Genomic DNA, 24898 nt, shown 5'->3' with positions numbered 1-24898 from the left:
TTTCAAAAATATTACAAATTAAGACAATGAATTGATTGTTATCTGAATTTTCTGTAATATATAAACGTTGTATCGTATTTAATATTAGGGAGGAATGGGGATGAAGAAAAAGCCTTTTAAAGTGCTGTCTACGTTTGCGGCGGCAGCTGTACTTAGTTGCACATTTGGGTATGGGGGTCAATCTGTTTATGCGGCAACGCCGTCTAATGGAGGAACTTTAAGTCCGATTGATGAAAATTTAATTCAAGAGGAGCGTTTAGCAGATGCGCTCAAGAAACGCGGTGTAATTAGTGAATCTACGTCGAAAGAAGACACATTAAAAGCTGTTGAAAAATACGTAGAGAAGAAAAAAGGAGAAAATGCGGGAAAAGAACCAGCAGCGGGGGATAGTGTTACGAGAGAAGCTGCTGACTTTTTGAAAAAAGTTAAAGATGCAAAAGCAGATGAGAAAGAAAAAGCAGATCAACCTGCTAGTGGTCCAGTAGCGGGACAAGAGCCGGTTAAAGGGGGATTAAACGGCCAAGTACCAACTACTTCAGCAAAGCAAAAACAATATAACGGTGATGTTCGTAAAGATAAAGTTCTCGTATTGCTAGTAGAGTTTGCGGACTTTAAGCATAACAATATTGATCAAGTACCAGGTTATATGTATTCAAATGATTTTAATCCAGAACATTATCAAAAAATGTTATTTGGTAATGAGCCATTTACACTCTTTGACGGTTCAAAAGTACCAACATTTAAACAATATTATGAAGAGCAATCTGGTGGTAGTTATACAGTAGATGGCACAGTAACAAAGTGGTTGACAGTTCCTGGTAATGCGGCAGATTATGGCGCAGATGCAGGAGATGGCGGTCATGATAATATGGGACCAAAAGGACCTCGTGATTTTGTAAAAGAGGCATTAAATGCGGCTGTAGAAAGTGGTATTGATTTATCTGAATTTGACGAATACGATCAATATGACAATAATGGTGATGGCAATAAAAATGAACCAGATGGTCTGATTGATCACTTAATGGTCATTCACGCTGGAGTTGGGCAAGATGGGGGCGGTGGTAGACTAGGTGATGATGCAATTTGGTCACATCGTTGGCACCTTGGAACACCATATCCAATTGAAGGAACAAAAGCAAAAGTTGATAACTGGGGCGGTAAGATGGCAGCATACGACTACACAATTGAGCCAGAAGACGGAGCGGTTGGTGTATTCGCACATGAATTTGGTCATGATTTAGGTCTTCCAGATGAGTATGATACGAAGTACACAGGAGCAGGTGAGCCAATTAACTCCTGGTCTGTTATGAGTGGCGGTAGCTGGGCTGGTAAGATTGCAGGAACAACGCCACCGAGTTTCTCTCCGCAAAACAAAGAGTTCTTTCAAAAGAACATAGGTGGAAACTGGGCCAATATTGTAGAGGTTGACTATAATAAATTAAATCGTGGTATTGGCTATGCGACGTATTTAGATCAAAGTGTAACGAAATCAAATCGTCCTGGACTGATTCGCGTTAACTTACCAGATAAAGAGGTGAAAGGTATTCAGCCTGCATTCGGTAAGAAGTACTACTATAGTACAAAAGGTGATAACCTTCATACAACATTAGAAACGCCAGTGTTTGATTTAACAAATGCAACAAATGCGAAGTTTGATTACAAATCAATGTATGAAATCGAAACGGATTATGACTTCCTTGAAGTACATGCAGTGAAAGAAGATGGTACAAAAACGTTAGTGGATCGAATTGGTGAAAAGAATGTAAAAAATGGTCTAGACACAACAGATGGTAAATGGGTAGATAAGTCTTATGACTTAAGCAAATTCAAAGGCCAAAAAGTAAAATTAGTATTTGAATATATTACAGATGGTGGTTTAGCACCGACTGGTTTTACTTTTGATAATGCTACATTAACTGTAAATGGAAATGTTGTGTTCTCTGATGATGCAGAAGGAGAAACGAAATTTAAATTAAATGGTTTCGTTGTATCAGACGGTTTTGATAAAAAGAAGCATAACTACTATTTAGAGTGGAGAAACTATGCTGGTGCTGATCAAGCGTTAAAATATAGCAGTGGTGTACCGTATAATACAGGTCTTCTAGTATGGTATGCAGACTCTAGCTTTACAGATAATTGGGTTGGTTTACATCCAGGTGAAGGTTTCTTAGGAGTTGTTGACTCTCACCCAGAGGCAATTGTTGGAACGCTAAACGGAAAACCAACTGTTAAAAATAGTACACGATTCCAAATCGCAGATGCTGCGTTCTCCCTTAACCAAACGCCAGCATGGAAAGTCGTATCTCCAACACGTGGAACATATGATTACAAAGGATTACCAGGTGTAACGAAGTTTGATGATTCTAAATTGTATATAAATGATTTAATCCCAGATGCAGGACGTAAATTACCGAAATTTGGATTGAAATTTGAAGTAGTTGGACAAGCAGATGATAATTCTGCAGGTGCAGTTCGTTTATATCGTTAATAATGTAGAAGCTGTTGAAGGGGAGTCCTTTCAACAGCTTTTTTTTACAGAAATATAAATTTCAAGTTATTAATAAAATAATAGAAATTACTAAGCAAGCTGGCTTATTTCTTTAAACCAGCTGCATAAAAAGGTCCATGAACTGCAATAGTTGATAAAAAGCGAGCAATCTCCTCAGGTGTTTCTTTTTGTCCATTATTTAACCATTGCTGGATGACACCTATATGTGCAGATGCCATATAAGAAGTTAAGTATTCGCTTGGAACAAGTAAATTCTCCTTATTAATGAGAGGACCATTCGTATCTTCAAATAATGTTTTCCACATAAAGTCTTTCAGTTTTGTTTGGAAAGATAAATCTCCTTTCGGACTTAGTACAGCTTTCATAAAATCACTATTTTCATTTAGAAATTCAAGAATAGAAGTGATAAGTATAAATGGCATTGTTGGAGAAGGATTTGTTCCAAGGTCAGCAATAACTTCCGGGAATTTCTGTTTAGCAATGTTAGAAAACTCGTGCATAATGTCTTCTTGGCATTTTGTCATTAAATCAAATTTATCTTGATAGTGCGTATAGAAAGTACCGCGATTAATGTTTGCTTTCGTTGTAATATCTTTCACTGTAATGGCGTCAAAACCTTTTTCTTCAATTAGCTCCACCAATGCATTTCGTATGGCAGTTTTCGTACGAATAACACGCAAATCTAAATTACTATCGCGCAAAGCATGTCCCTCCTTAATTTTACTCAACACATTTAGAAAATGTGTCTTATAACCGACACATTCACGATTTTTGATTATTGTATAAGTTTCAACTCGAACATATAATTCAAAATATAAATAAACAACACGTTGTTGATTATTATAAATCAAATTAAAGGAGGAGAAAAGAAGATGTTTAAAAATAAACTTTTATTGTTATCACCAGTTATTGCACTACTTGTTGTTTTTATTTTTTCATTAACGTTATTTCCAACTGTTCAACCGCAGTCGAAAAACTTGCCAATTGCAATTGTAAATGAGGATCAAGGTGTAGAAATTCCAAATCAACCGAAAATGAATATGGGACAAACGATCGTTGATAACATGAAAAAAACAGCGAAATCAGAGGAAGAACCCGCAGTGAGGTGGGTAGAAGTAAAAAATAAAGAAGCCGTTCAAAAGGGATTAAACAATAAAGAGTATTACGCGGCATTAGTCATCCCGAAAGAATTTAGTGCAAAACAAGCATCGTTACGCACACCACAGCCATCTTCACCTGAGATAGAAATATATATTAATCAAGGAATGAATACGGCTGCATCAACTATGGCAGGACAAATATTAAATGGCGTGGTTGATAATATGAACAATACTGTTCGTACACAAATATTAGAAGGGTTGAAAACAAAAGGAGCTACTGTAACAACAGATCAAGCTGAGAAATTAGTAACACCTATTGTAAAGAACGTGAAAAATGTGAATGAGGTCGGCAAAAATAGTGCGAACGGTAATTCACCAATATCATTGTTCCAGCCGTTATGGATTGCAAGTTTAGCGAGCGCAGCGATTATTTTTATTGCGATTAGTAAAATACCGGTAAGTTCACGAAAAGAAAACTTTATATTGAAAGTAAAACAAATCGTAACAGGAGCTATTGCGGCACTTGTAATTGGATTTGGTCTTACATGGATTGCAGATGGGATGGTAGGATTAAATATTTCGAACTTCACGGATACAGCTCTATTCTTATCCATTACTTCTTTTAGTTTCTTCTTAATGATATCTGCGGTACTTTCATTAGTTGGGCTAAAAGGAATCGGTTTATTCGCTTTATTACTATTCTTCGGGGCGCCGTTATTATCATTAGCACCTGAGATGTTGTCTCCGTTTTATCAAGACTGGGTTTACTCATGGTTACCAATGAAATTTATGATTGAAGGCCTAAGAGAAATCTTCTTCTTCGGAAAAGGGTTAAGCTGGAATACACCTGTTACTGTACTCGTTTGGATTGGTATAGTAAGTATGGTTACTATATTAGCAACTGCATTCAAACGTAGTGTAGTTGTAGTAAAAGGGCATAAAACAGAATTGAACGCTTAAAAAAAGCCGTTTCACTAAATTAGTGAAACGGCTTTTTTGTGATGAAATCTAAAAGCTGAAGAATGAGTATCTGCTGTTGTCGCCTTAGAATTAAGTCGGAATCTCTAAAGATCGCGTACGTTCCAAACAATTTCACCACGTTCGTCATCCCACGTACTGTGATGCCGCTTAAATCCTATCTTTTCTAGTACCCGGAGGGAAGCGATATTCCAAGCGCCTACAGTCGACCAAAGTCTTTGGCGTCCAGTAGCAATCGCCGCGTCCAGCACAACAGATGCCGCCTCAGTCGCATAACCTTTACCATGAGCGCTGCGGAACAACTCGTATGCAATCTCTGGCTCTTCAAGTGTGGAACGTCCAATAATTAAGCCACAGTATCCGATGAAATCACCTTCATTGCGCCTTCGAATAGTGAGAAGGGAAATGCCATTTTCCTCTGTCTTCTTGCGCATCTCAATGAGCCGGTTACGAACGGAATCAACGGCTGGAATGTCCACACCACGTTCGCCAATTAATTTGCTCAGCCAAACGGAATCGGATTCCTCCCACATACTAAGCTCAAGTCTTTCGGTTTTCAGCTGGAAGGCCATAGGTTTAAATAAAGATGGCATAGTGGTACCTCCTAGTTATATGATTGGATTCATAATAGCTTCGCATCTCAACACCACATCTGGTTGGAAACCTGATTCATTCGCGAATTTATAGCAACAGCGTACAAAAAATAGTGATATTTTATCCGCTATTTGCCGTGTAGTAAAATCCCCACTGATTATAGTTTCACTTTATGAATAAGCAATTCCTTTGCAAAATAGACCCTTTTCTCAAACTTTACTTTCAATCTAAAGTCGTCCCGTTATATACACAGGCTCCTACCATTTCTAAATGCATAAAATGTTAAGCGAAAGTATGGAGGGATACGATGTATAATTCGAATTATTATGATTGGTATAGACAAAATGATAAGTTGATTAGTGATATTGAAAAAGCTATAAACGGAGAGTATAGCGCTATAAGCTGCTATGCAAAATTAGCGAATATGGCTCCAAATCAAGTAGAACAAAAACAAATTCTTGAAATTCGTAATGATGAAATAAAGCATTTCCAAAACTTTGTACAAATTTATACGAACTTAACTGGTAGGCAGCCAAAACCACAAATTACTGAAGACTGCCCAAATACGTATTTACAAGGATTAGAGTTCGCTATACAAGATGAACAAAAAACAGTAGATTTTTATTTGGAAATTTCAGATGAGACATCGGATGCACATTTGAAAGAGTTGTTACGGAGAATAGCTGCGGATGAACAAAATCATGCAGTATGGTTTTTATATTACTTCGTGAAGTCGAAGTGAGCATTAAGAATGAACGACTGATGTGGTGCATATATTAAAAAACATTTTAAAACGTAGCGCAACAATTGAATAAGATATGTAAATATAAGCAGAAGGAAACCGTTTCGCTAGTAGTGGAGCGGTTTTTTTATGATGTACATATGTATCGACAAAATATAGTAATTACATTTGATATATAATGTATGAAACGAAAATGAATAAGTTAGGAGCAAGCATATGAAAAGAGGGATTACAGTAGATATTCTAGATGGATATGATAATTTACTTTGGAAAGTATTAAAGCCAATTGATATTACTGTATTTGATTGGCAAGTCATGGGAAGGGAGGAAGCTTATATAATAATAGGAGATGAATTAGGTCCAGAATTATTTTCAGAAGATAACGAGATCATGGAAGGATCAGAATTAAAAAAGCTAATAAAAGATAACATATATTATCTTTTATTTTTAGATCTAAAAGCATGTCCAAAAGGAGAGGTAATAGGAGAAATTGCAACATTTGAAGAATTTAAGGAGAGTAAGTGTGAAGTAGTCGTATTAGTAGCGGATGGTGAGTATATACAAATTTATGCGAAAAACCAAGAAGAGATTGAAATGATGTATGAAAACGCAGTGAATCAAGGATTTTATGTAGAATATATTACAGATGAAAATGATGGAAGGACTCGTTTGTCAGTATGGTAGCAATTTGAAAGGGGAAAGGCAATATGGAGAGAAATATAAGTAAAGAATATGCAATTCGAATTGCTACTGAAAATGAAAGTGATAGTATTATCCTTTTATTAAAAGAGGTAGCACAATGGCTACAATATAAAGAAGTGGATCAGTGGCAGTATCTTTTAGGAGAGGAAGCTACGGCTGAAATACTAGAATGTATAAGAGAGAAATATACATATGTTGTTCTGAAAGAAGCTGAAATAGTTGGTACGGTTACAGTTTCTCCTAAACAAAATGAATGGGATGAACATATTTTTGGTAAAGAGGAAGTTTCTAATTCATTATATATTCATAGATTTGCGGTGAAACGGAAGTATAAGGGAAATGGAATAGGAGAATGGATTTTACGGTGGGTAGAAGAGAATGTGCAATGTGATAAAGAGTATTTGAAGTTAGATTGCGTGGGGCATAATCGTACGTTGAATGATTTTTATAAGAAAAATAGTTTTGAATATGTTGGAAGTACGGATGGGCTTAGTAAGTTTCAAAAGAAAAGGAGAATGTGAATGCATCCAATTAACGTAAGTTTAGTTGAAAAGTTAATACAGGAACAGTTTCCTGAATGGGCCCATTTAGAAGTGAAACCTGTAAAGTTTAGTGGGCATGATAATAGGACGTTTCACTTAGGGGATGAGATGAGTGTAAGATTGCCAAGTGATGTGGCATATGCACCGCAAGTAGAGAAAGAAAATAGTTGGCTTCCTATATTAAGTAAGGGGCTTTCTTTACCGATTTCTACCCCACTTGCGAAAGGAAATCCGTCTGAAGCGTATCCATTGCCTTGGTCTATTAATAAGTGGATAGAGGGAGAAACAGTTACGAAACAAAACGTTCGTGATTTAAATGAATTTGCAGCGGACTTAGGATCTTTTTTAGTAGAATTGCAATCTATTAATGCGAGTAATGGACCTTTAGCTGGAACACATAATTTTTACCGGGGCGGACTTATATCTGTATATGATGAAGAGGCGAGAGTTGCTATTGAAAATAATAAGGATGTTTTTGACGAGGCATTATTAAAGCACCTTTGGAATTTAGCACTTAGTTCAACATGGGATCGTAAGCCAGTTTGGGTTCATGGAGATGTAGCGCCAGGGAATTTACTCGTTAAAGATGGAAAGCTTTGTGCTGTAATTGATTTTGGTATTTTAGGTGTAGGAGATCCTGCTTGTGATGCAGCGATGGCGTGGACGTTTTTTGATGAAAATAGTAGAAATGTATTTAAAGAAGTATTACGCATGGATGAAGAGACGTGGAATAGAGCGAGAGGATGGGCACTTTGGAAGGCGTTAATTACATATGATGCGAATAGGGATAGTAATGAAAAAGTAGCAGAAGAATCGTATCGTATCATTCAAGTGATTGTGGATGATTATGAGAGGTAATAGAAAAGCCTATTTTAAAATAGGCTTTTTCATATGATTAAATAGTAGAAATGGAAGGAATATAACATAATTATACAGAATATTTAGATAATAGGAGGTGTCGAATTTTGAGTGAAATTGAATTAAAGAGTAATGTAATTAAGACAGGGCGAGAGAAGGGGATTATTCTTCGGTTTATACTTGCTAGTCTTGTTGGAGTGTTTATGTTTTTCGTTCCTGTTACGATAAACGGTGCATCGTCTATTATGATTGATCATATCGTATCGTGGATTAGGGCTTCCGTTCCTGGCATAGTACCTTATTATGCATTATTTGTTATGGCAATTGGTGCGATTTATCCATTTTATACGAAGAAATGGAATGCATCTATCGTAGACATTTGTTTTTCTATTTTAAAAGTAGTTGGCGTTGTTTTTGGTATATTATATTGTTTAAAAGTAGGACCAGCTTGGTTCTTTGCGCCAGATGTTGGGCCGTTTTTGTATGAGAAGCTAGTCATATCAGTAAGTCTGCTCGTTCCAATTGGCTCGGCGTTTTTAGCGTTATTAGTCGGATATGGATTGCTTGAATTTATCGGTACATTTTGTCGTCCGATTATGAGGCCATTATGGAATACGCCGGGGAGATCGGCGATTGATGCAGTTGCGTCCTTCGTTGGAAGTTATTCGCTTGCCCTTCTTATTACGAACCGCGTGTATAAAGAAGGAAAGTATACGACAAAAGAAGCGGCAATTATCGCTACAGGATTTTCTACAGTATCCGCTACATTTATGATCATCATCGCAAAAACATTAGATATTATGCATTTATGGAATGTTTATTTTTGGACTACACTTGTTGTAACATTCATCGTGACTGCTATCACCGTAAGAATCCCACCCCTTAGTAGAAAACCAGATACATATGTAACAGAAGAAGGGTTTCCAGAGCCTGTTTATAAAGAGAAAATGTTAGAACGTGCTTGGGAAGATGCGTTAGAAGTATCAAAGTCTGCACCGAGCATTATGAAAAATATTGCAGTGAATTTAAAAGACGGATTTATTATGACAATGGGAATTTTACCATCCATTATGTCAGTAGGATTAATTGGTATCGTCTTAGCGAAGTTCACGCCAATATTTGATTGGATCAGTTATATTTTCTATCCGTTTACATGGCTATTACAATTACCGGAAGCAGACTTAGCTGCTAAAGCGGCATCCGTTGGTATTGCAGAAATGTTTTTACCGTCATTATTAGTTGTAAGTGCGCCACTTGTGACAAAGTTTGTCATTGCAGTTGTTTCCGTATCATCTATACTGTTTTTCTCCGCTTCCATTCCTTGTATATTATCAACAGATATTCCGTTAAAAGTATCAGAACTTATTATTCTGTATGTGCAGAGAACGATTTTAACGTTGCTTATCATTACGCCGATTGCTTATTTGTTGCTTTGAACTATAATGTAAGTTCTAAATATATGGCGTTTACTAAATTGTGTAAATGAATATTTATCGTAAAATCGTAGGTAGTGCAAAATTATAAGTGCGATGCTTGAATAAAGGCATCGCACTTATAATTTTTAGATGTACTATATGTTTACGGTTTGAATTTATTTTTATTTATATATTAATAAAACGATGTTAGTGATATGTTATAGTAACAACAAAGGGGGCTTAAAAATGGAAATTATTCACGAAAGAGCAAAGTTGCGGTTAATGGATAATACTGATGTCGAAACTTTGTTTTCGATTGTAGAAGGAAATCGGGATATTTGGGCGTATTTAATCTCTAAAATGGATAGTGTGCAAGATATGCAACAATACGTTCAAAAAGCGATAAAGGGTTACGGAAGAGGTACTCAAATACCTTTCATAGTCGTAGATCAACAGTCGAATAAGATTGTAGGAAGTACACGTTTATATAATATTTCAGTAGAAGATAAGACAGTTGAATTAGGGCAAACGTGGTATCATCCGAGTGTGCAACGTGCAAGTATAAATACAGAGTGTAAGTATATGCTTCTTCAGTATGCTTTTGAAAAATTGCATATGCTGAGAGTGCAAATTAAGACGGATGCAAGAAATGAAAAAGCACAACGAGCAATTGAAAGGTTAGGCGCAGTAAAAGAGGGTGTGCTTCGAAATGAAAGAAAATTACCGAATGGTTATGTGAGAGATGCGGTGGTGTACAGTATTATCTCGAGTGAATGGCCAGGCGTAAAAGAACAATTGTTAGAAAAATTAGAGTTGTATAAAGAAAAGTTATAATTCGTGTTTTGAAAGGTATATTGTTCGTGAGATATGAAAAATATACCTTTTTTCTTACAAAATGCTACTTTATTTTAATTCCTTTTGTTTCATCGTTCCCTTCTGAGAAAAAATTCGTTACAATGTAGTTGTATGGTAATAAACTTATGAATTTAAAAAATGTAATGAAAACCGCAAATGAAAATGAATTGATAATCCTCAATTTTAAATGAAAACCCTTTTATACATAAATAACAAGTAAAGTTCCTTCTTTTAAATAAACTCAAACAAAACGATTTGATATAAATGTTTTTTATAGAAGTATGGATGATGTACGGAGGCAATTACAAATGAAAGAAAATAAGAAAAGTAAGAAAAGACGAATCTTTCAAGTATTTTTACTAATGATTTGTTCTGCTATTTTATATGTAAGTTATGCAGCTTACGATATTTGGAGTTATCGTTTTAAAGCAAATGATGACGTGAAAACGGATGCTGGTATCGTACTAGGCGCAGCTTCATGGAACGGAAAACCATCTCCTGTATTTAAAGAAAGAATTAATCATGCGATTTCTTTATATAGGAACGGAAATATTAAAAAGATTATTTTTACAGGTGGTACAAAGTTCGAGGCAGAACTTGAGGAAGCACGTACTGCAAGAGTATATGCAATGAAACAAGGTGTAAAAGAGGAAGATATTTTAATTGAAACTAAATCCCTTTTCACTGAAGAAAATTTAAAAAATGCGAAGCAAGTTGGAATAGAGAACGGCATACAAACATACACGATTGTAAGTGATCCACTTCATATGAAACGCGCAATGAGAATCGCAAAACATATTAATATTGAAGCGTATGCTTCACCAACGCCGACATCAGCATATAAAACGTTAGATACAGAAATACCATTCTTCTTTAAAGAATTATTCTCGTATATTGGATATGTAACCTCTTTGCCGTTAAAAGCATTGAAGGGGGACTAATATAAGAAAAGGATCTAGCCTTAAATAGGCACTTTTCTTATTAGTCAAAAACATTGTATTTTTATCGGAATAGTGAAACAATAGAGAGGTAGCTTCATATAATCATAATGACAAAATGAACGGTTTATGAATCGAGCATAAAGTGAAACTTTAATCAGTGGGTGGGTTTCTCACTGATTATTAGTTGAACCAATCGGGCGTTTACGGGCAGTTGATCCCCCACCTAACTTCCTTTGCTTCACCTGAATTTTTAGGTGGGAGTTTTACTGCCCGTTAATGCGGGATAAAGGAGATTATAGTATGGCACTCTCATTTGTTGAAACAGAAGAACAGTCTTTAATTATTGAGAAAATAAATAAATTGATTCCGAAGTTCATGGAAAGGGAGCATCAGCTAAGTGAATTAGGATCATTTCCGTATGAAAATATAAATGATTTGAAAGATATTGGATATACGAAATTAACGTTACCGAAGGAATTTGGTGGTAGTGCGATTTCTTTATATGACTTCGTTTTATTTCAAGAGAAAATCGCGGAAGGCTGCGGAGCTACTGCATTATCGATTGGCTGGCATCTTGGCATTGTGAAGGAGCTAGCGGAAAATCACTCTTGGAATGATGAGATGTTCAAATGGTTTTGCGAAGAAGTACGTAATGGTGCGCTCTTTAACAGGGCAGCAACAGAACCGAAAACAGGGAGTCCGACGCGTGGCGGTAAACCAGAAACAATAGCGGTTCAACAAGGCGAGAAGTGGGTTATAAATGGAAGAAAAACTTTTACAACGATGGCGCCAGTACTTGATTATTTTATTATTTCAGCGAGTATTGAAGGCCAAGAAGAAGTTGGTGAGTTTGTCATTCCAAGAAATACACTCGGTGTATCTATTGAAGAAACGTGGGATAGCGTTGCAATGAGAGGGACTGCTAGCCACGACCTTGTCTTACAAAATGTAGAGATAGAAAGCCGCTTTTTTACGGATGTGAAGGGCGGAAAAGTAAAACAAAAGGGTATTGGCTGGTTGCTACATATACCAGCATGTTATTTAGGAATTGCACAATCAGCAAGAAATTATGCAGTTCAATTTGCGGGATCATACAAGCCAAATAGTTTAAACCATTCTATTAGTTTATTACCGAATGTTAGAAAATTAGTTGGAGAATTAGAACTCGAGCTTATGCAAGCTCGCGTCTTTTTATATCAAATTGCGAAAAAATACGATGAGGCAGAAGATAAACTGTCACTGCAAGCAGAATTAGCGGCAGTGAAATACGCCGTAACAAATGCGGCGATATCCATAGTGGATAAATCAATGCGCATCGTAGGAGCAAAAAGTTTATCAGAAAAAAATCCGCTCCATCGTTACTATTTAAACGTCAGAGCAGGACTGCATAATCCGCCGATGGATGATGCAACATTGTCTATGCTGGCGGACGCGGCGTTTAGGTCGTAGTTTTTAAAGCTTACATTTTATTGTTTATGGATAATATAGTTGTTTTGAAAGCACGGGTTTGATTAGTAATCAAACCCGTGCTTTTTATGTGTATGAAGTACTTGGTTGAGATGTAGGTTTTTAATATAAATGATTATCATGGTTTTGTGATTGTTTCTTGTTGAAAAATTCTTATTGTAATGCCAGTTTGGAGGCTGTATAAACATTTTTCGTATTTAATCCCAAATTAAAGGTCTTTCCAAGTTAACCATTCGCAAATATTGTAAAAATTGACCCGCATGGACCGCATCATGATAGGCAATTCGTAATAGCATATCGCCTAAATATCGTTGATAGCCAACATCGCTTCGATTAATAAGGGTTGAATCTAGCTCGGCTATGCTTATTGATTGTACATGTTCTATGAAGTCAGTAAAGTATACTTGTGCCAATTCAATTTCTTTTTTTACACAAGTAATTGGCTCGTCATCATACGGGGTACGTATGTCGTTTATTGAACCGTTGTTTTTTATAATCATATGATAGTAAAAAGTTGAGCTCCATACGTGACGAATCATTTCACCAAAGGACATAGCCTCAGGATCAGGCTTCCAATTAAGAAAATTATCGGGAAGAGAATTCCATAATTTTTCTGAGCGCCTTCTCGTTTCTTTTAAATTTAATATACTAAGATCAATTGCATTCATAATACATTCTCCTTTACTATTAAACTTAAAATAATTGTATCAATTTAATAGTTAGGGTATCATCGAAATATGAATGTATATCCGAATATCTCATATATAGCTAAACTAATTGCTGAACCTACAAGAGCAATCATCTTAGATTGTCTAATGAATAATCAGGCACTACCTGCTAGTGAATTGGCTTATATGGCAAAAGTGTCACATCCAACAATTAGCTCGCATCTTTCTAAATTAGTAGAAGGGAATTTACTTACAGTTGAACAACATGGTAGACATCGTTACTATCGACTTGCTAATCAAGAAGTTGCAGAAGTGCTTGAAAAGTTAGGGACAATTGCACCAACAGTTCAAGTTCGCTCTTTAAAACAATCAAGCCAACTAAAACAAATTCGTTATGCTCGAACTTGTTATGATCATCTTGCAGGCAAACTCGGTGTAGAGATAACTGAAAAATTACTAGATAGGCAATTTATAATTTTAGAGGGTGGAGAATACATTGTAACGGAACAAGGTAAGGAATGGTTTCTGAATTTTGGAATAAATGTTGATGAGGCAGATACAAAAAGGAGGGTATTTGCAAAACCTTGCCTTGATTGGAGTGAACGGCGTTACCATATTTCTGGTTGGTTAGGGTCTGCAATTGCAAAACTGCTTTTTGAACAGGGATGGATTACGAAAACGGATAAGAACCGAGCTGTCCATCTTACAAAGAAAGGTGTAAATTTATTGGAAGATCAATTAGGCATTGATATGAAAACTGAGGAAAGAAAAGCTTGAAATTAGAAAAGTCCGTCAAAATGAAGGGCTTTTTTCATTATGGTAGGAGTGTACATGAATAATAGGATGTTACCAATAATCGTTGCCAATAAAAAATCTTTCTTTTTATTCTTCTTTTTTAAGTTTTAAAGGAGAAAGCTAGGCTTCTTATTTTTACTAATGTTATAATAAGAAAAAAGCACGAAAAGAGGTCATCTCATGCTAGAGGTTATTGCAACATGTTTAGAAGATGTAAAACGAATTGAAAGCGCTGGCGGGAAGCGGATTGAATTAATTTCATCTTATACAGAAGGTGGTTTAACACCGAGTTATGCTTTTATAAAAAAAGCGGTAGAAGCGGTAAGTATACCAATTCATGTTATGATTCGTCCGCATGCGAAGTCTTTTACATATACGGAAGAAGAAATTGAAATGATGAAAGAAGATATTATAGTTGCGCAGAAGTTAGGAGCAGCTGGTGTAGTATTAGGCGTATTAAACGAACGAAATGAAGTGGATGAAGAGAAATTAGCGGACTTACTATCTGTTGTAGATGGAATAAATGTAACGTACCACCGTGCGATAGATGATATAGAAAATCCAGTAGAAGCAATGAACACTTTAAAGAAGTTTCATAAAGTGACTCACGTTCTAACTTCAGGTGGACAAGGAAATATAGTAGAGAATATTCCGGTGCTTACAGAAATGCAAAAGGTAAGCGATGGTCAAATTCAGCTTGTAGCTGGAGCTGGCGTGACGAAAGAAAATATAAAGCGATTACTAGATGAAACTGGAATTTCGCAAGCTCATGTCGGTACAGCGGTAAGGGAAGGAAAATCATGTTTTTCTGAAATAGACCTTAATTTAGTACAAGAATTAGTTAAAATCATAAAATAAGTGCTTAAGAAAGAGGAGAAATGATGAAGGAAAATACGAAGAAAGAATTATTCTCTTGGGCTAAAACGATAGGTTTTACCCTTGTATTAATTGCTATTATTCGCGGTGTTTTATTTACACCTTCTTTAGTGCAAGGTGAATCAATGATGCCCACTTTAAAAAATAACGAACGAGTTCTAGTGAATAAGATTGGTTATAGTATAAGTGGATTAGATCGCTTTGATATTATCGTCTTCCACGGAAAAGAAGGATACGATTTAGTAAAACGAGTAATTGGTTTGCCAGGAGATACAGTTGAGTATAAAAATGATGTTTTATATGTAAACGGAAAAGCGATGGAAGAACCATATTTAAAAAAGTTTAAAGAAAAAGCAGTAGGCCGTGTATTAACTCCAGACTTTACGTTAGAACAAATCACTGGGAAAACGAAAGTGCCAGAAGGCCAAGTATTTGTTTTAGGGGATAATCGTGAAGTTTCTAAGGATGGTCGCATGTTTGGCTTTATTTCAGAAGATGAAATTGTCGGAAAAGGACAAGCTGTTTTCTGGCCGTTGGAACAAGTAAGAGCGTTATAAAGAAAAAGTATGGGAGAAATATTCTTCCGGTGGATTTAAATTACATTTTTTTGTAAAACCGAATGTTCAATTAAGAAAGACAGAGGTCATTTTGATTATTACTTTTCAAAATGGCCTCTGTTTATTTGAAGATAGTATTGCAAGGAGGGAATTTAAATGATAAAGAAAGAATCAGAAATTATCTTAAACAGGAAAGGAGCCAGGAAAGTAAACGAAATTCCTAAAGAGGTCTTACAATTACTACAGCAAGGGAAAGTAGAAAGTGTTAATCTAACAGAATGGCTAGCTATAAATCATATTGAACTACTTAAAAATGTCTTACCTTCAATAGGACTCAAGAATAGTTTGGAATGTATAGTAGCTGAATTAGAAAAACAGAACGTTGAAACAGGAATGAAAGTCATACGAATAACAGGGACTTTATTGGATGAAATTATACTCAAAGAGAATGATAGAAATAAGGAAGACGTACTGTTAAAATTATCTAATCATATTTCAGATAGTGTACGATGTTGGGCAGCGTTTATGAATAAAAAATCAAATGACACATTAAAAGATACATTAACATACATTCGACCTTTTGCGGCGGATCATCATTTTGGTGTTCGAGAAATTGCTTGGATGTCTATTAGAGAAGAACTTTCACAAAATATAGAAGAAAGTGTGGAATTGTTAGTAGAATGGGCAAAAAGTGAAGATGAGAATATTCGCAGGTTCTCTGTAGAATCTATTCGTCCTCGAGGTGTATGGAGTAAACATATTGAAATATTAAAACAAGAACCTGAAAAAGCACTTCCTATTCTTAATTTACTTAAATCAGATCCATCAAAATATGTACAAGATTCGGTTGGAAACTGGTTAAATGATGCAAGTAAAACTAAACCGGATTGGGTAATGAACCTGTGTAAAGAATGGGAAAAGGATGCTGACATAAAATCAACTATTAGAATTATTAAAAAAGCTAAAAGAACGATTTTGAAAAATAAGTAATATACAACTAATAGACTCAGTAGTTGTACGAAGGAACATTCAATCATGTTAAAAAAGAATAATTTGAATAACTATGAGAAGAGCATGTATTGATCAATACATGCTCTTTATATTTACTTTTTTATTGCAGCTTTTATTCTAATAGGTTTGTAGCAATGTGAACGTTAGAAATTGAACCGTCGTGATTTCTAGGGTTAATTTTATATTCACTGTCAGGAAGCGAATCACTCCAATATAAATTACATTCACTAATAGTTCATTCTTCACGTGTTAAAGTTTTTTCAATCATCCAAGAGCCTTTCATTTTATATAAATCACATATTATTTTTGTTTTTTAATAGCGGACAAAATATATCGGATTATGTACGTGAAAAAAATATTGATAGAATTGAAAGAATATTTTATAATTTTAAATTATATGTTTGTTTCGAAAAACGGAATTTAAGTTCCGTTTTTCGGAACGAAAGGGAGATAGAATGAGTATAAATAAAACGGCAGTTAAGACAATGGATATTTTAGAGTTGTTTTATGAGCATGAAGAGCTAAGTTTAACTGAGATGGTTCAGCTTACAAATATGCCGAAAACATCTGTTTATCGTTTAATTGGCTCGTTAGAAGAGATGGAGTTTTTACAAAAAAACGAAAAGGGGAAATATCGTTTAGGGGTCGTATTTTTACGGTTCGGTCAACTTGTTTCACAACGATTATCAGTAAGGAATATAGCAATTCCTTATATGAAAGAACTTAGAGATAGTTTAGGACAGGCAGTTAATTTAATAATTCAAGATGGTAATGACGCAATTTATGTTGAAAAGATGGAAGGTGTTCAGCCAGTACGCGTGTATACGGCGGTTGGAAGAAGAGCACCGCTTTATGCTGGTGCATGTCCGAGAATTTTACTATCGTATTTTTCTGAGGAAGAGAAACGGAGATACATAGAGGAAGTGGATTTAAAACAGTTTGCAGATGGAACAATTGTGGATAAGGAACAATTGCTAGAAGTGTTGCAAATGGCAAAAAAGGAAGGCTACACAATTAGTTATTCTGAGTTAGAAAATCATACAGCCGCAATAGCAGCGCCCATTTACGCAAGTGATGGAACGGTTGTAGCAGGTATGAGTATTTCGGGATTAGCAATTGAGTACAGCGAAAATAACATTTCATATTTTATCGCTAAGGTGAAAGAAACAGCACATCGCATTTCGAAAGAACTCGGCTTTTTGGCATAGAAAGAGGGAGTAGGATGAAATTTTCTGCGTTAGGGGATCAAGCAATTATTGTTACATTTGGTGAAGAAATTAAGATGGATATATATGAGAAAGTACAGCGGTTATTTCAAGCACTGCAGCAACATCCGTTTGCAGGAATGATTGAGTGCGTTCCGTCGTTTACTTCATTAGCTGTTTACTACAATGTATACGAAGTATGGAAGAGAAATGAGAGAAGTGAAAGGTCATATGATTACGTTCGCCAGTATATAAAGGAGCTGTGTGATTCTTATAAAGAAGAAGTAAAACAGGATGTGAAACATATTTCTATACCAGTGTGCTACGGGGGAGAATATGGACCAGATTTAGAAGAAGTCGCGCATTATCACGGTTTACAAGTAGAAGATGTGATTCGAATACATAGTGAAACTACATATTTTGTATATATGCTAGGTTTTACACCAGGGTTCCCGTATTTAGGAGGACTATCAAAAGAATTAGAAACACCTAGAAAAGAAATACCGCGGTTACAAATCTCACCTGGTTCGGTAGGAATCGGCGGAAATCAAACAGGTATTTATCCACTTGAAACACCGGGTGGATGGAATATTATTGGTCGAACACCAATCTCCTTATTTAATCCGGAAGAAGAAACACCAACCTTTATTCAAAGCGGTATGTATTTACGATTTATCCCAATAACGAAGGAAGAGTACGTATCACTTGAGGGGGCTAAAGAATGGATGTAGAGGTTTTGCATGCAGGAATGTTTACAACAGTCCAAGATTTAGGGCGATCTCATTATCAACAATACGGTGTATCAGTTGGCGGGACTATGGATCAAAGTGCACTTCGGATGATCAATATGTTAGTTGGTAATGAGGAGAATGAAGCGGGACTCGAAATGACGATTATGGGACCTAAATTGTTAATAAAGAAAACGACTTTACTTGCGATTGGCGGAGCAGATATGGAACCGTTATTGAATGGAGAACGTATCCCGTTATGGCGTCCCATTTTAGCGGAAGAAGGTAGTATGCTTTGTTTTGGAAAAGTGAAAAGTGGTTGCAGAGCGTATGTAACTTTTGCGGGTGGTATACATATTGAACGTACAATGGGAAGCAAAAGTACGTACATACGTGCTGCGATTGGTGGTATAGAAGGAAGAATGCTGAAAAAGGGTGACTACTTCCAAATTGGTGCACAACCAGAAATGGCGAGTCGTTTCATTCTAGACTTACAAAAAGATGCGAGAATAAAAACGAAATGGGCAATTAGCAACAGCGTACTACCAAAGTATAAGAAACATCCAAAGCTTCGTGTCATAACTGACTTTGAATATGATCAATTTACAGAAGAAAGTAGAAAGGCATTTTTTACGAAAGAGTATAAGGTATCTAATTATGCTGACCGTATGGGCTATAGGGTTGAGGGAGAAGTTTTAAATAGGAATGAAGAAAAAGAGATTTTATCGAGTCCTGTTACATTTGGAACCATTCAAGTTCCTAATGGTGGACAGCCGATTATATTAATGGCAGATAGGCAAACGACAGGTGGCTATCCGAGAATGGGAAATATCATTTCAGTAGATTTACCTCTTCTTGCCCAGCTAAAGCCGGGGGACTATGTTTCTTTTGAGAAAATTACGCTTGAAGAAGCGGAACAATTGTACATAGAACAAGAAGTAAATATGAATTTATTAAAGAAATTCATCGCTTTACGAAGCTGAAATTAGGAGGAATACATTATGACTACAATCGATTTAAACTGTGATTTAGGAGAAAGTTTTGGCGCTTATAAAATGGGGAATGATGATGAGATTCTTCCGTTCGTTTCCTCTATAAACGTTGCTTGCGGTTTTCATGCGGGTGATCCGTCTATTATGCGTCAAACTGTTGAAAAAGCTTTGGAGCATAACGTAGCAATAGGGGCGCATCCTGGATTTCCTGATTTAATTGGATTTGGTAGAAGAAACATGAATGTTTCAGCAAGTGAAGTATACGATTATGTTCTATATCAAACAGGCACATTAGACGCATTTGTGAAAGCGGCAGGCGGGAAAATGCAGCATGTAAAGCCGCACGGTGCCTTATATAATATGGCGGCGTCTAATCCGGAAATTGCAGATGCAATTGCAAAGGCAATTTATCATATAAATCCAAGTCTATTACTTTATGGATTAGCAAATAGCGAGGCGTTTATACAGGCTGCAGAAAAATACAAAGTAACTCTTGTACAAGAGGCTTTTGCGGATCGTACATATAAGCAAGATGGTACATTAACGAGCCGTACAGAAGAAAATGCGCTTATAAAAGATGAAGACGAAGCGATAAAGCAAGTACTTCAAATGGTGAAAGAAGGCCATGTAAATGCGGTCAATGGAGAGAAAGTAGCAGTTCAGGCGCAAACAATTTGTTTACACGGTGATGGGGAAAAAGCAGTGCAATTTGCAGAAAGAATATACAGAACATTCAAACTTAATGATATTTCTATTTGTGCACCGAAATAAAAAATAGGGGGAAGTGCTGGGATGATTAAATTAATCGGAATACTACTTGTTGCAGTGGGCTTTTTATTTAGATTAAATACACTTTTAGTAGTTATGGTTGCAGGTATTGTTACTGGTATGGTTTCAGGATTAAGTTTTTATGATGTGATCAGCATGTTCGGTAAATTTTTCATAGAAAATAGATATATGTCTATGCCAATTATATTAACTTTACCGGTAATCGGAATTTTAGAGCGTTACGGTTTAAAAGAAAGAGCAGAAGCACTTATAACGAAATCAAAAGGAGCAACAACTGGAAGAGTATTAATGTCATATTTTACGATAAGAGAATCATCAGCAGCACTAGGGCTTAATATTGGTGGGCATGCGCAAACAGTAAGGCCGCTCGTTGCACCGATGGCAGAAGGGGCCGCGCAAGGTAAATACGGTAAACTTCCTGAAAAATTAAGAGAAAAGATTAAAGCAAACGCAGCAGCTGCTGAAAATACAGCTTGGTTTTTCGGAGAAGATATTTTCATCGCAACTGGAGCTATTTTATTAATGAAAGGATTCTTCGATTCAGTAGGTATGCATGTCGGAGTATGGGATATGGCACTTTGGGGTATTCCGACAGCAATATCTGCACTTATTGTAAGCTGGATTAGATTTAGAAGGTTTGATAAATATATAGAGAAAACAATGAAGGCAGAAGGAAAAGAAGAGAAGGAGGCAATTTAATATGAACATCATCACAATGGATACAATCTATTATGTATTAGGGATAATCGTTGCTTTTATCGCTGTTCGTATCGCATTCGATCGTGAACATCCAAACAGATTCGGTTCTAGTTTATTTTGGGCATTGTTTGCAGTTACATTTTTATTCGGAAATGTAATTCCTTCGTTTTACGTTGGCTGTATAGTGCTCGCTATGGTCGTTTTAGCTTCACTAAATAAAGTAACAAAATCAGAGGAAAAAGAAGTTCCAGTACAAGAACGTGTGAAACATGCTGAGAAATTAAAAAATAAAATTTTTATGCCTGCACTATTAATTCCTATTTTTACAATTATCGGTACGTTGACGTTAGGGAAAATTAAATGGGGAAATGTCTCTCTTGTTGATCCAGATAAAGTAACATTAGTTGCATTAGCGCTTGGTGCATTACTCGCATTCGTTGCGGCGATGCGTATTACAAAATCAAAAATAACAACGCCTGTACAAGAAGGAAGCAGACTATTACAAGCTGTCGGCTGGGCTGTTATTTTGCCACAAATGTTAGCAGCACTTGGCGGTATATTCGCGAAGTCTGGCGTTGGACAAGTTGTTTCAGACTTAGTTGGACAAGTGCTACCGACAGAGTATCCGTTCGTTGCTGTTATGGCGTACTGTTTAGGCATGATGCTATTTACAGTCGTAATGGGAAATGCATTCGCAGCGTTTGCTGTTATTACTGGCGGAATTGGCTTACCTTTAATAGTTCAAATGCACGGCGGAAACCCAGCAATTATGGCAGCACTCGGTATGTTTGCTGGATATTGCGGAACGCTGCTTACACCAATGGCAGCAAACTTTAATATCGTACCTGCGATGCTTTTAGAGCTAAAGGATAAAAATGCGGTTATTAAAGCGCAAGTACCAATTGCTCTTTCAATTTTTATCATAAATATGTTTATTATGTACGGCCTTGTATATCGTTTCTAATTAGGAGGATAAAACTATGAAAACAGTATTATTAACAGGGTTTGATCCGTTTGGCGGAGAAAATATCAATCCAGCTTGGGAAGTAGCAAAAGGTTTGCATGAAAAAACAATTGGAGAATACAAGATAATAAGCAAACAAGTACCAACTGTATTTCATAAATCAATAAGCGTATTAAAAGAGTATATAGAAGAACTAGCGCCGGAAATTATTATATGTATCGGACAAGCTGGGGGCAGACCAGATATTACGATAGAACGTGTCGCAATTAATATTGATGATGCAAGAATTGCTGATAATGAAGGGTATCAGCCGGTAGATGTACCAGTTGTAGAAGAAGGAGTGATTGCATATTGGTCTACACTTCCGATGAAAGCAATCGTAAAAAAACTTCGCGAAGAGGGCATATCGTCATCTATTTCACAGACGGCAGGCACATTCGTTTGTAATCACTTATTCTATGGACTTATGCATGAACTAGAGAAACATGATAAGAAAATAAAAGGTGGATTCATTCACATTCCGTTCTTACCAGAACAAGCGAGTAATTATCCAGGGCAACCGAGTATGTCACTTTCTACTATTCGTAAGGGGATAGAATTGGCAATCGAAGTAACGACGACAGTTGAAGTAGATATTGTAGAGGTTGGGGGCGCAACGCATTAAGTAAAATGAATTGTACAACACCTCCTGTAAACAACTGGTATAATAAGAATAGGAAAATACATAGAGGTGATTTTTGTGCAACAATTTGAAGAAGTACGTTCAATTTTAGAAAAAGCGAAGAAAATTACAGTATTAACAGGCGCTGGTGCAAGTACGGAAAGTGGTATTCCAGATTTTCGTTCAGCAAATGGGTTGTATGCTGATGCGAATGTGGAGATGTATTTATCAAGAGGGTATTATAATCGAAGTCCGAAAGAGTTTTGGAAGCATTATAAAGAAATCTTTCAAATTAATACGTTCCATCAATATAAACCAAATCGTGGACATCGCTTTTTAGCTGCGCTAGAAGAACAAGGGAAAGATATTACGATTTTAACGCAAAATATTGACGGTTTACATCAATTAGGTGGCAGTAAGCATGTCATCGATTTACATGGAACACTTCAAACAGCACATTGTCCAAAATGTAAATCAGGCTATGATTTACAGTATATGATTGATCATGAAGTACCGCGTTGTGAGAAGTGTAATTTCATTTTAAATCCAGACGTTGTTTTATACGGAGATACATTGCCACAATATCAAAATGCTATCAAACGTTTATATGAAACAGATGTGCTTATCGTTATGGGAACATCACTAAAAGTACAGCCTGTCGCTTCATTCCCGCAAATTGCAAAGAGGGAAGTGGGAGCAACAACTATTTTAGTAAATGAAGAGTTAACAGGACAGGAATATAACTTTGATTTTGTTTTTCAAAATAAGATTGGTGAGTTTGTTGAAGGGTTATCGTCGGTTAAATAAGTTATTATTTTTATGAAAAACTGAGGTGTATAGAGAACACCTCAGTTTTTTGTTTGAATAAAATTCATGTTATGACGTATGAAGGGGAATGGTAATAAATAGGTTATAAAATTAAAAAACTGAAAATTAAATCTTTTATTTCTTTAGTAATTAATATAAAATTCTATATATATCATATAAATAAATTTGATACATAATGATTTTGCGTAGAAATGTTAATAGAATGAAGCGAGGGAGCGAAATGAGACAGAAAAAGGAGCAGAAAAAACAATCGAAAAAGAAAAAGACTCATATTCCATTTCGGTTAAATGTACTATTTTTTATTGTCTTTCTTTTATTTTCAGCTATTATAATTCAATTAGGTAAAGTACAAATCATTGATGGAGAAACGTATAGAAATGAAGTAAACAAAAAGGAAGATGTAACGGTAAGTACTCCCGTTCCTAGAGGGAAAATGTTTGATCGACAAGGTCACGTTATTGTAAATAATAAACCATTACGAACCGTTACATATACGAAAATGAGAGGAGTGGACTCGAAAGAAGTTTTACAAGTAGCAAGAGATTTAGCTAAGCTAATTGAAATGTCGCAAGAGGACATGGATAAGTTAACAGAGACAGATAAAAAAGATTTTTGGATGCAGTTAAATGAAAAGCGGGCAGCAGCGAAAGTAACGAAAGAAGATGAGAGTAAATTTAGAAAGCAAGAAATAGAAGGAAAAGAGTTAGATAAAAAAGTAGAAGAACTGCGCCGGGAAAGAATTACACAAGAAGAATTAAATGAGCTTTCAAAGGAAGATATAGAAGTATTAGTAATTAAAAGCAAAATGAATGCGGGATATAAAATGACGCCGCAAATCGTTAAAAAAGATGTAAGTGAAAATGAATATGCTGTCGTTAGTGAAAGGTTGGCAAGTTTACCGGGAGTGGATACAACAGTAGATTGGGAACGTGAATACCCAAATGATAAAATACTGCGCTCTATACTAGGTAGCGTTTCTAATGAAAATGAAGGGTTGCCAAGAGAACAATTAGATTATTATTTAGTTCGTGATTATAATCGAAACGACCGTATTGGTAAAAGTTACATCGAAAAACAATACGAAGATGCACTACATGGAACGAAAGAACAGTCTAAAAATATTATGGATAAAGCAGGGAAGATTGTTCGAACAGAAAAAGTGACTGAAGGAAAAAGTGGAAATAACTTGATGTTAACAGTCGATATGGATTTACAGAAAAGAGTAGAGGGAAGCCTTGAAAAGAATTTACGAGCCTTTCATGCTGCAGAGCCGATGATGGATCGTGCGTTCGTAGTAATGATGAATCCGAAAAACGGTCAAATTTTATCAATGGCAGGAAAGAAAATTGTAAATAAAGATGGCGGTATGCAAATAGAAGATTATGCATTAGGAACGATGACAAGTTCTTATGAGTTAGGGTC

General features: G+C 35.9%; 25 protein-coding genes and 1 pseudogene. 23 read left to right on the top strand and 3 right to left on the bottom strand.

Annotation, left to right across the window (positions count from 1 at the left end; all coding sequences use genetic code 11):
• Positions 1 to 100 precede the first annotated feature (100 nt).
• Positions 101 to 2488: an immune inhibitor A domain-containing protein gene (locus H6481_RS25225; RefSeq protein ID WP_182813495.1), complete on the top strand. Its 2388-nt coding sequence runs from the start codon at positions 101 to 103 to the stop codon at positions 2486 to 2488.
• 104 nt (positions 2489 to 2592) lie between these two features.
• Here the strand turns inward: H6481_RS25225 and H6481_RS25220 are convergent, their stop codons facing one another.
• A complete protein-coding gene (locus H6481_RS25220) occupies positions 2593 to 3210 on the bottom strand; it encodes a TetR/AcrR family transcriptional regulator (RefSeq protein WP_182813493.1) in 618 nt (205 codons plus the stop codon).
• A gap of 132 nt (positions 3211 to 3342) precedes the next feature.
• Between H6481_RS25220 and H6481_RS25215 the strand changes: the two genes are divergently transcribed.
• Positions 3343 to 4569, top strand: coding sequence for a DUF3533 domain-containing protein (locus H6481_RS25215; protein ID WP_182813509.1), 1227 nt, complete (start codon positions 3343 to 3345; stop codon positions 4567 to 4569).
• Between the two features lie 104 nt (positions 4570 to 4673).
• Here the strand turns inward: H6481_RS25215 and H6481_RS25210 are convergent, their stop codons facing one another.
• The gene (locus H6481_RS25210) at positions 4674 to 5180 is read right to left on the bottom strand and encodes a GNAT family N-acetyltransferase (RefSeq protein WP_001139521.1); all 507 of its coding nucleotides are present in this window, start codon (positions 5178 to 5180) and stop codon (positions 4674 to 4676) included.
• A gap of 308 nt (positions 5181 to 5488) precedes the next feature.
• On the opposite strand from H6481_RS25210, the gene H6481_RS25205 reads away from it, so the two are divergent.
• The 8 genes from H6481_RS25205 to H6481_RS25170 all read left to right on the top strand — a co-directional run bounded on the left by H6481_RS25205 (position 5489) and on the right by H6481_RS25170 (position 12685).
• On the top strand, positions 5489 to 5923 hold the full coding sequence (locus tag H6481_RS25205; protein ID WP_000282835.1) for a ferritin-like domain-containing protein: 435 nt from the start codon (positions 5489 to 5491) through the stop codon (positions 5921 to 5923).
• Between the two features lie 216 nt (positions 5924 to 6139).
• The gene (locus H6481_RS25200) at positions 6140 to 6607 is read left to right on the top strand and encodes a DUF2691 family protein (RefSeq protein WP_000820196.1); all 468 of its coding nucleotides are present in this window, start codon (positions 6140 to 6142) and stop codon (positions 6605 to 6607) included.
• A 23-nt stretch (positions 6608 to 6630) separates the two neighbouring features.
• Positions 6631 to 7146, top strand: a complete 516-nt coding sequence (locus H6481_RS25195; protein ID WP_000440749.1) for a GNAT family N-acetyltransferase — start codon at positions 6631 to 6633, stop codon at positions 7144 to 7146.
• Positions 7147 to 8025, top strand: coding sequence for an aminoglycoside phosphotransferase family protein (locus tag H6481_RS25190; RefSeq protein ID WP_182813491.1), 879 nt, complete (start codon positions 7147 to 7149; stop codon positions 8023 to 8025).
• Between the two features lie 107 nt (positions 8026 to 8132).
• Positions 8133 to 9461 (top strand): YjiH family protein, encoded by a 1329-nt coding sequence (locus tag H6481_RS25185; RefSeq protein ID WP_063547798.1) that lies wholly within the window; start codon positions 8133 to 8135, stop codon positions 9459 to 9461.
• A 225-nt stretch (positions 9462 to 9686) separates the two neighbouring features.
• Positions 9687 to 10274 carry a GNAT family protein gene (locus tag H6481_RS25180; RefSeq protein ID WP_182813489.1) on the top strand — a complete coding sequence of 196 codons (588 nt, stop codon included), beginning with the start codon at positions 9687 to 9689 and terminating at the stop codon, positions 10272 to 10274.
• A 329-nt stretch (positions 10275 to 10603) separates the two neighbouring features.
• Positions 10604 to 11236, top strand: a complete 633-nt coding sequence (locus H6481_RS25175; protein WP_000662218.1) for a YdcF family protein — start codon at positions 10604 to 10606, stop codon at positions 11234 to 11236.
• Positions 11237 to 11536: 300 nt separating this feature from the next.
• Complete coding sequence (locus H6481_RS25170) at positions 11537 to 12685, top strand: acyl-CoA dehydrogenase family protein (protein ID WP_182813487.1); 1149 nt, start codon at positions 11537 to 11539, stop codon at positions 12683 to 12685.
• Positions 12686 to 12900: 215 nt separating this feature from the next.
• Here H6481_RS25170 and H6481_RS25165 read toward each other — a convergent pair whose 3' ends face one another.
• On the bottom strand, positions 12901 to 13371 hold the full coding sequence (locus H6481_RS25165) for a DinB family protein (protein WP_182813485.1): 471 nt from the start codon (positions 13369 to 13371) through the stop codon (positions 12901 to 12903).
• Positions 13372 to 13440: 69 nt separating this feature from the next.
• On the opposite strand from H6481_RS25165, the gene H6481_RS25160 reads away from it, so the two are divergent.
• The 13 genes and pseudogenes from H6481_RS25160 to H6481_RS25100 all read left to right on the top strand — a co-directional run.
• The gene (locus tag H6481_RS25160; RefSeq protein WP_063547792.1) at positions 13441 to 14148 is read left to right on the top strand and encodes a helix-turn-helix transcriptional regulator; all 708 of its coding nucleotides are present in this window, start codon (positions 13441 to 13443) and stop codon (positions 14146 to 14148) included.
• A gap of 198 nt (positions 14149 to 14346) precedes the next feature.
• Complete coding sequence (locus H6481_RS25155) at positions 14347 to 15024, top strand: copper homeostasis protein CutC (protein ID WP_053564095.1); 678 nt, start codon at positions 14347 to 14349, stop codon at positions 15022 to 15024.
• Positions 15025 to 15047: 23 nt separating this feature from the next.
• Positions 15048 to 15599 carry a signal peptidase I gene (lepB, locus tag H6481_RS25150; protein ID WP_000662498.1) on the top strand — a complete coding sequence of 184 codons (552 nt, stop codon included), beginning with the start codon at positions 15048 to 15050 and terminating at the stop codon, positions 15597 to 15599.
• 156 nt (positions 15600 to 15755) lie between these two features.
• Positions 15756 to 16589, top strand: a complete 834-nt coding sequence (locus H6481_RS25145) for a DNA alkylation repair protein (protein ID WP_182813483.1) — start codon at positions 15756 to 15758, stop codon at positions 16587 to 16589.
• Positions 16590 to 17065: 476 nt separating this feature from the next.
• Positions 17066 to 17818, top strand: coding sequence for an IclR family transcriptional regulator (locus tag H6481_RS25140; RefSeq protein WP_182813481.1), 753 nt, complete (start codon positions 17066 to 17068; stop codon positions 17816 to 17818).
• 14 nt (positions 17819 to 17832) lie between these two features.
• A complete protein-coding gene (gene pxpB / locus H6481_RS25135) occupies positions 17833 to 18546 on the top strand; it encodes a 5-oxoprolinase subunit PxpB (protein ID WP_053564099.1) in 714 nt (237 codons plus the stop codon).
• Positions 18537 to 19526 carry a biotin-dependent carboxyltransferase family protein gene (locus H6481_RS25130; RefSeq protein WP_182813479.1) on the top strand — a complete coding sequence of 330 codons (990 nt, stop codon included), beginning with the start codon at positions 18537 to 18539 and terminating at the stop codon, positions 19524 to 19526. Before pxpB ends, H6481_RS25130 begins: the two co-directional genes overlap by 10 nt.
• 18 nt (positions 19527 to 19544) lie before the next feature.
• The gene (gene pxpA / locus H6481_RS25125) at positions 19545 to 20306 is read left to right on the top strand and encodes a 5-oxoprolinase subunit PxpA (protein WP_182813477.1); all 762 of its coding nucleotides are present in this window, start codon (positions 19545 to 19547) and stop codon (positions 20304 to 20306) included.
• A 21-nt stretch (positions 20307 to 20327) separates the two neighbouring features.
• Entirely contained in the window at positions 20328 to 21023 is a 696-nt protein-coding gene (locus H6481_RS25120) for a DUF969 domain-containing protein (RefSeq protein WP_000593392.1), read from the top strand.
• A 1-nt stretch (position 21024) separates the two neighbouring features.
• Entirely contained in the window at positions 21025 to 21987 is a 963-nt protein-coding gene (locus H6481_RS25115; protein ID WP_001021658.1) for a DUF979 domain-containing protein, read from the top strand.
• Positions 21988 to 22003: 16 nt separating this feature from the next.
• Positions 22004 to 22651, top strand: coding sequence for a pyroglutamyl-peptidase I (gene pcp, locus H6481_RS25110; protein WP_182813475.1), 648 nt, complete (start codon positions 22004 to 22006; stop codon positions 22649 to 22651).
• Between the two features lie 75 nt (positions 22652 to 22726).
• The gene (locus H6481_RS25105) at positions 22727 to 23455 is read left to right on the top strand and encodes an NAD-dependent protein deacylase (RefSeq protein ID WP_016081081.1); all 729 of its coding nucleotides are present in this window, start codon (positions 22727 to 22729) and stop codon (positions 23453 to 23455) included.
• Between the two features lie 241 nt (positions 23456 to 23696).
• Positions 23697 to 24898 (top strand): annotated as a pseudogene (locus H6481_RS25100) (penicillin-binding transpeptidase domain-containing protein); the annotation flags it as partial.

It is taken from the genome of Bacillus sp. ME78 (assembly GCF_903970865.1).
In the GTDB taxonomy this organism is placed as follows: Bacteria; Bacillota; Bacilli; order Bacillales; family Bacillaceae_G; genus Bacillus_A; species Bacillus_A cereus.
Note: the sequence above shows the minus strand (reverse complement) of the source record. Positions and strands in the feature narration are given on the sequence as shown.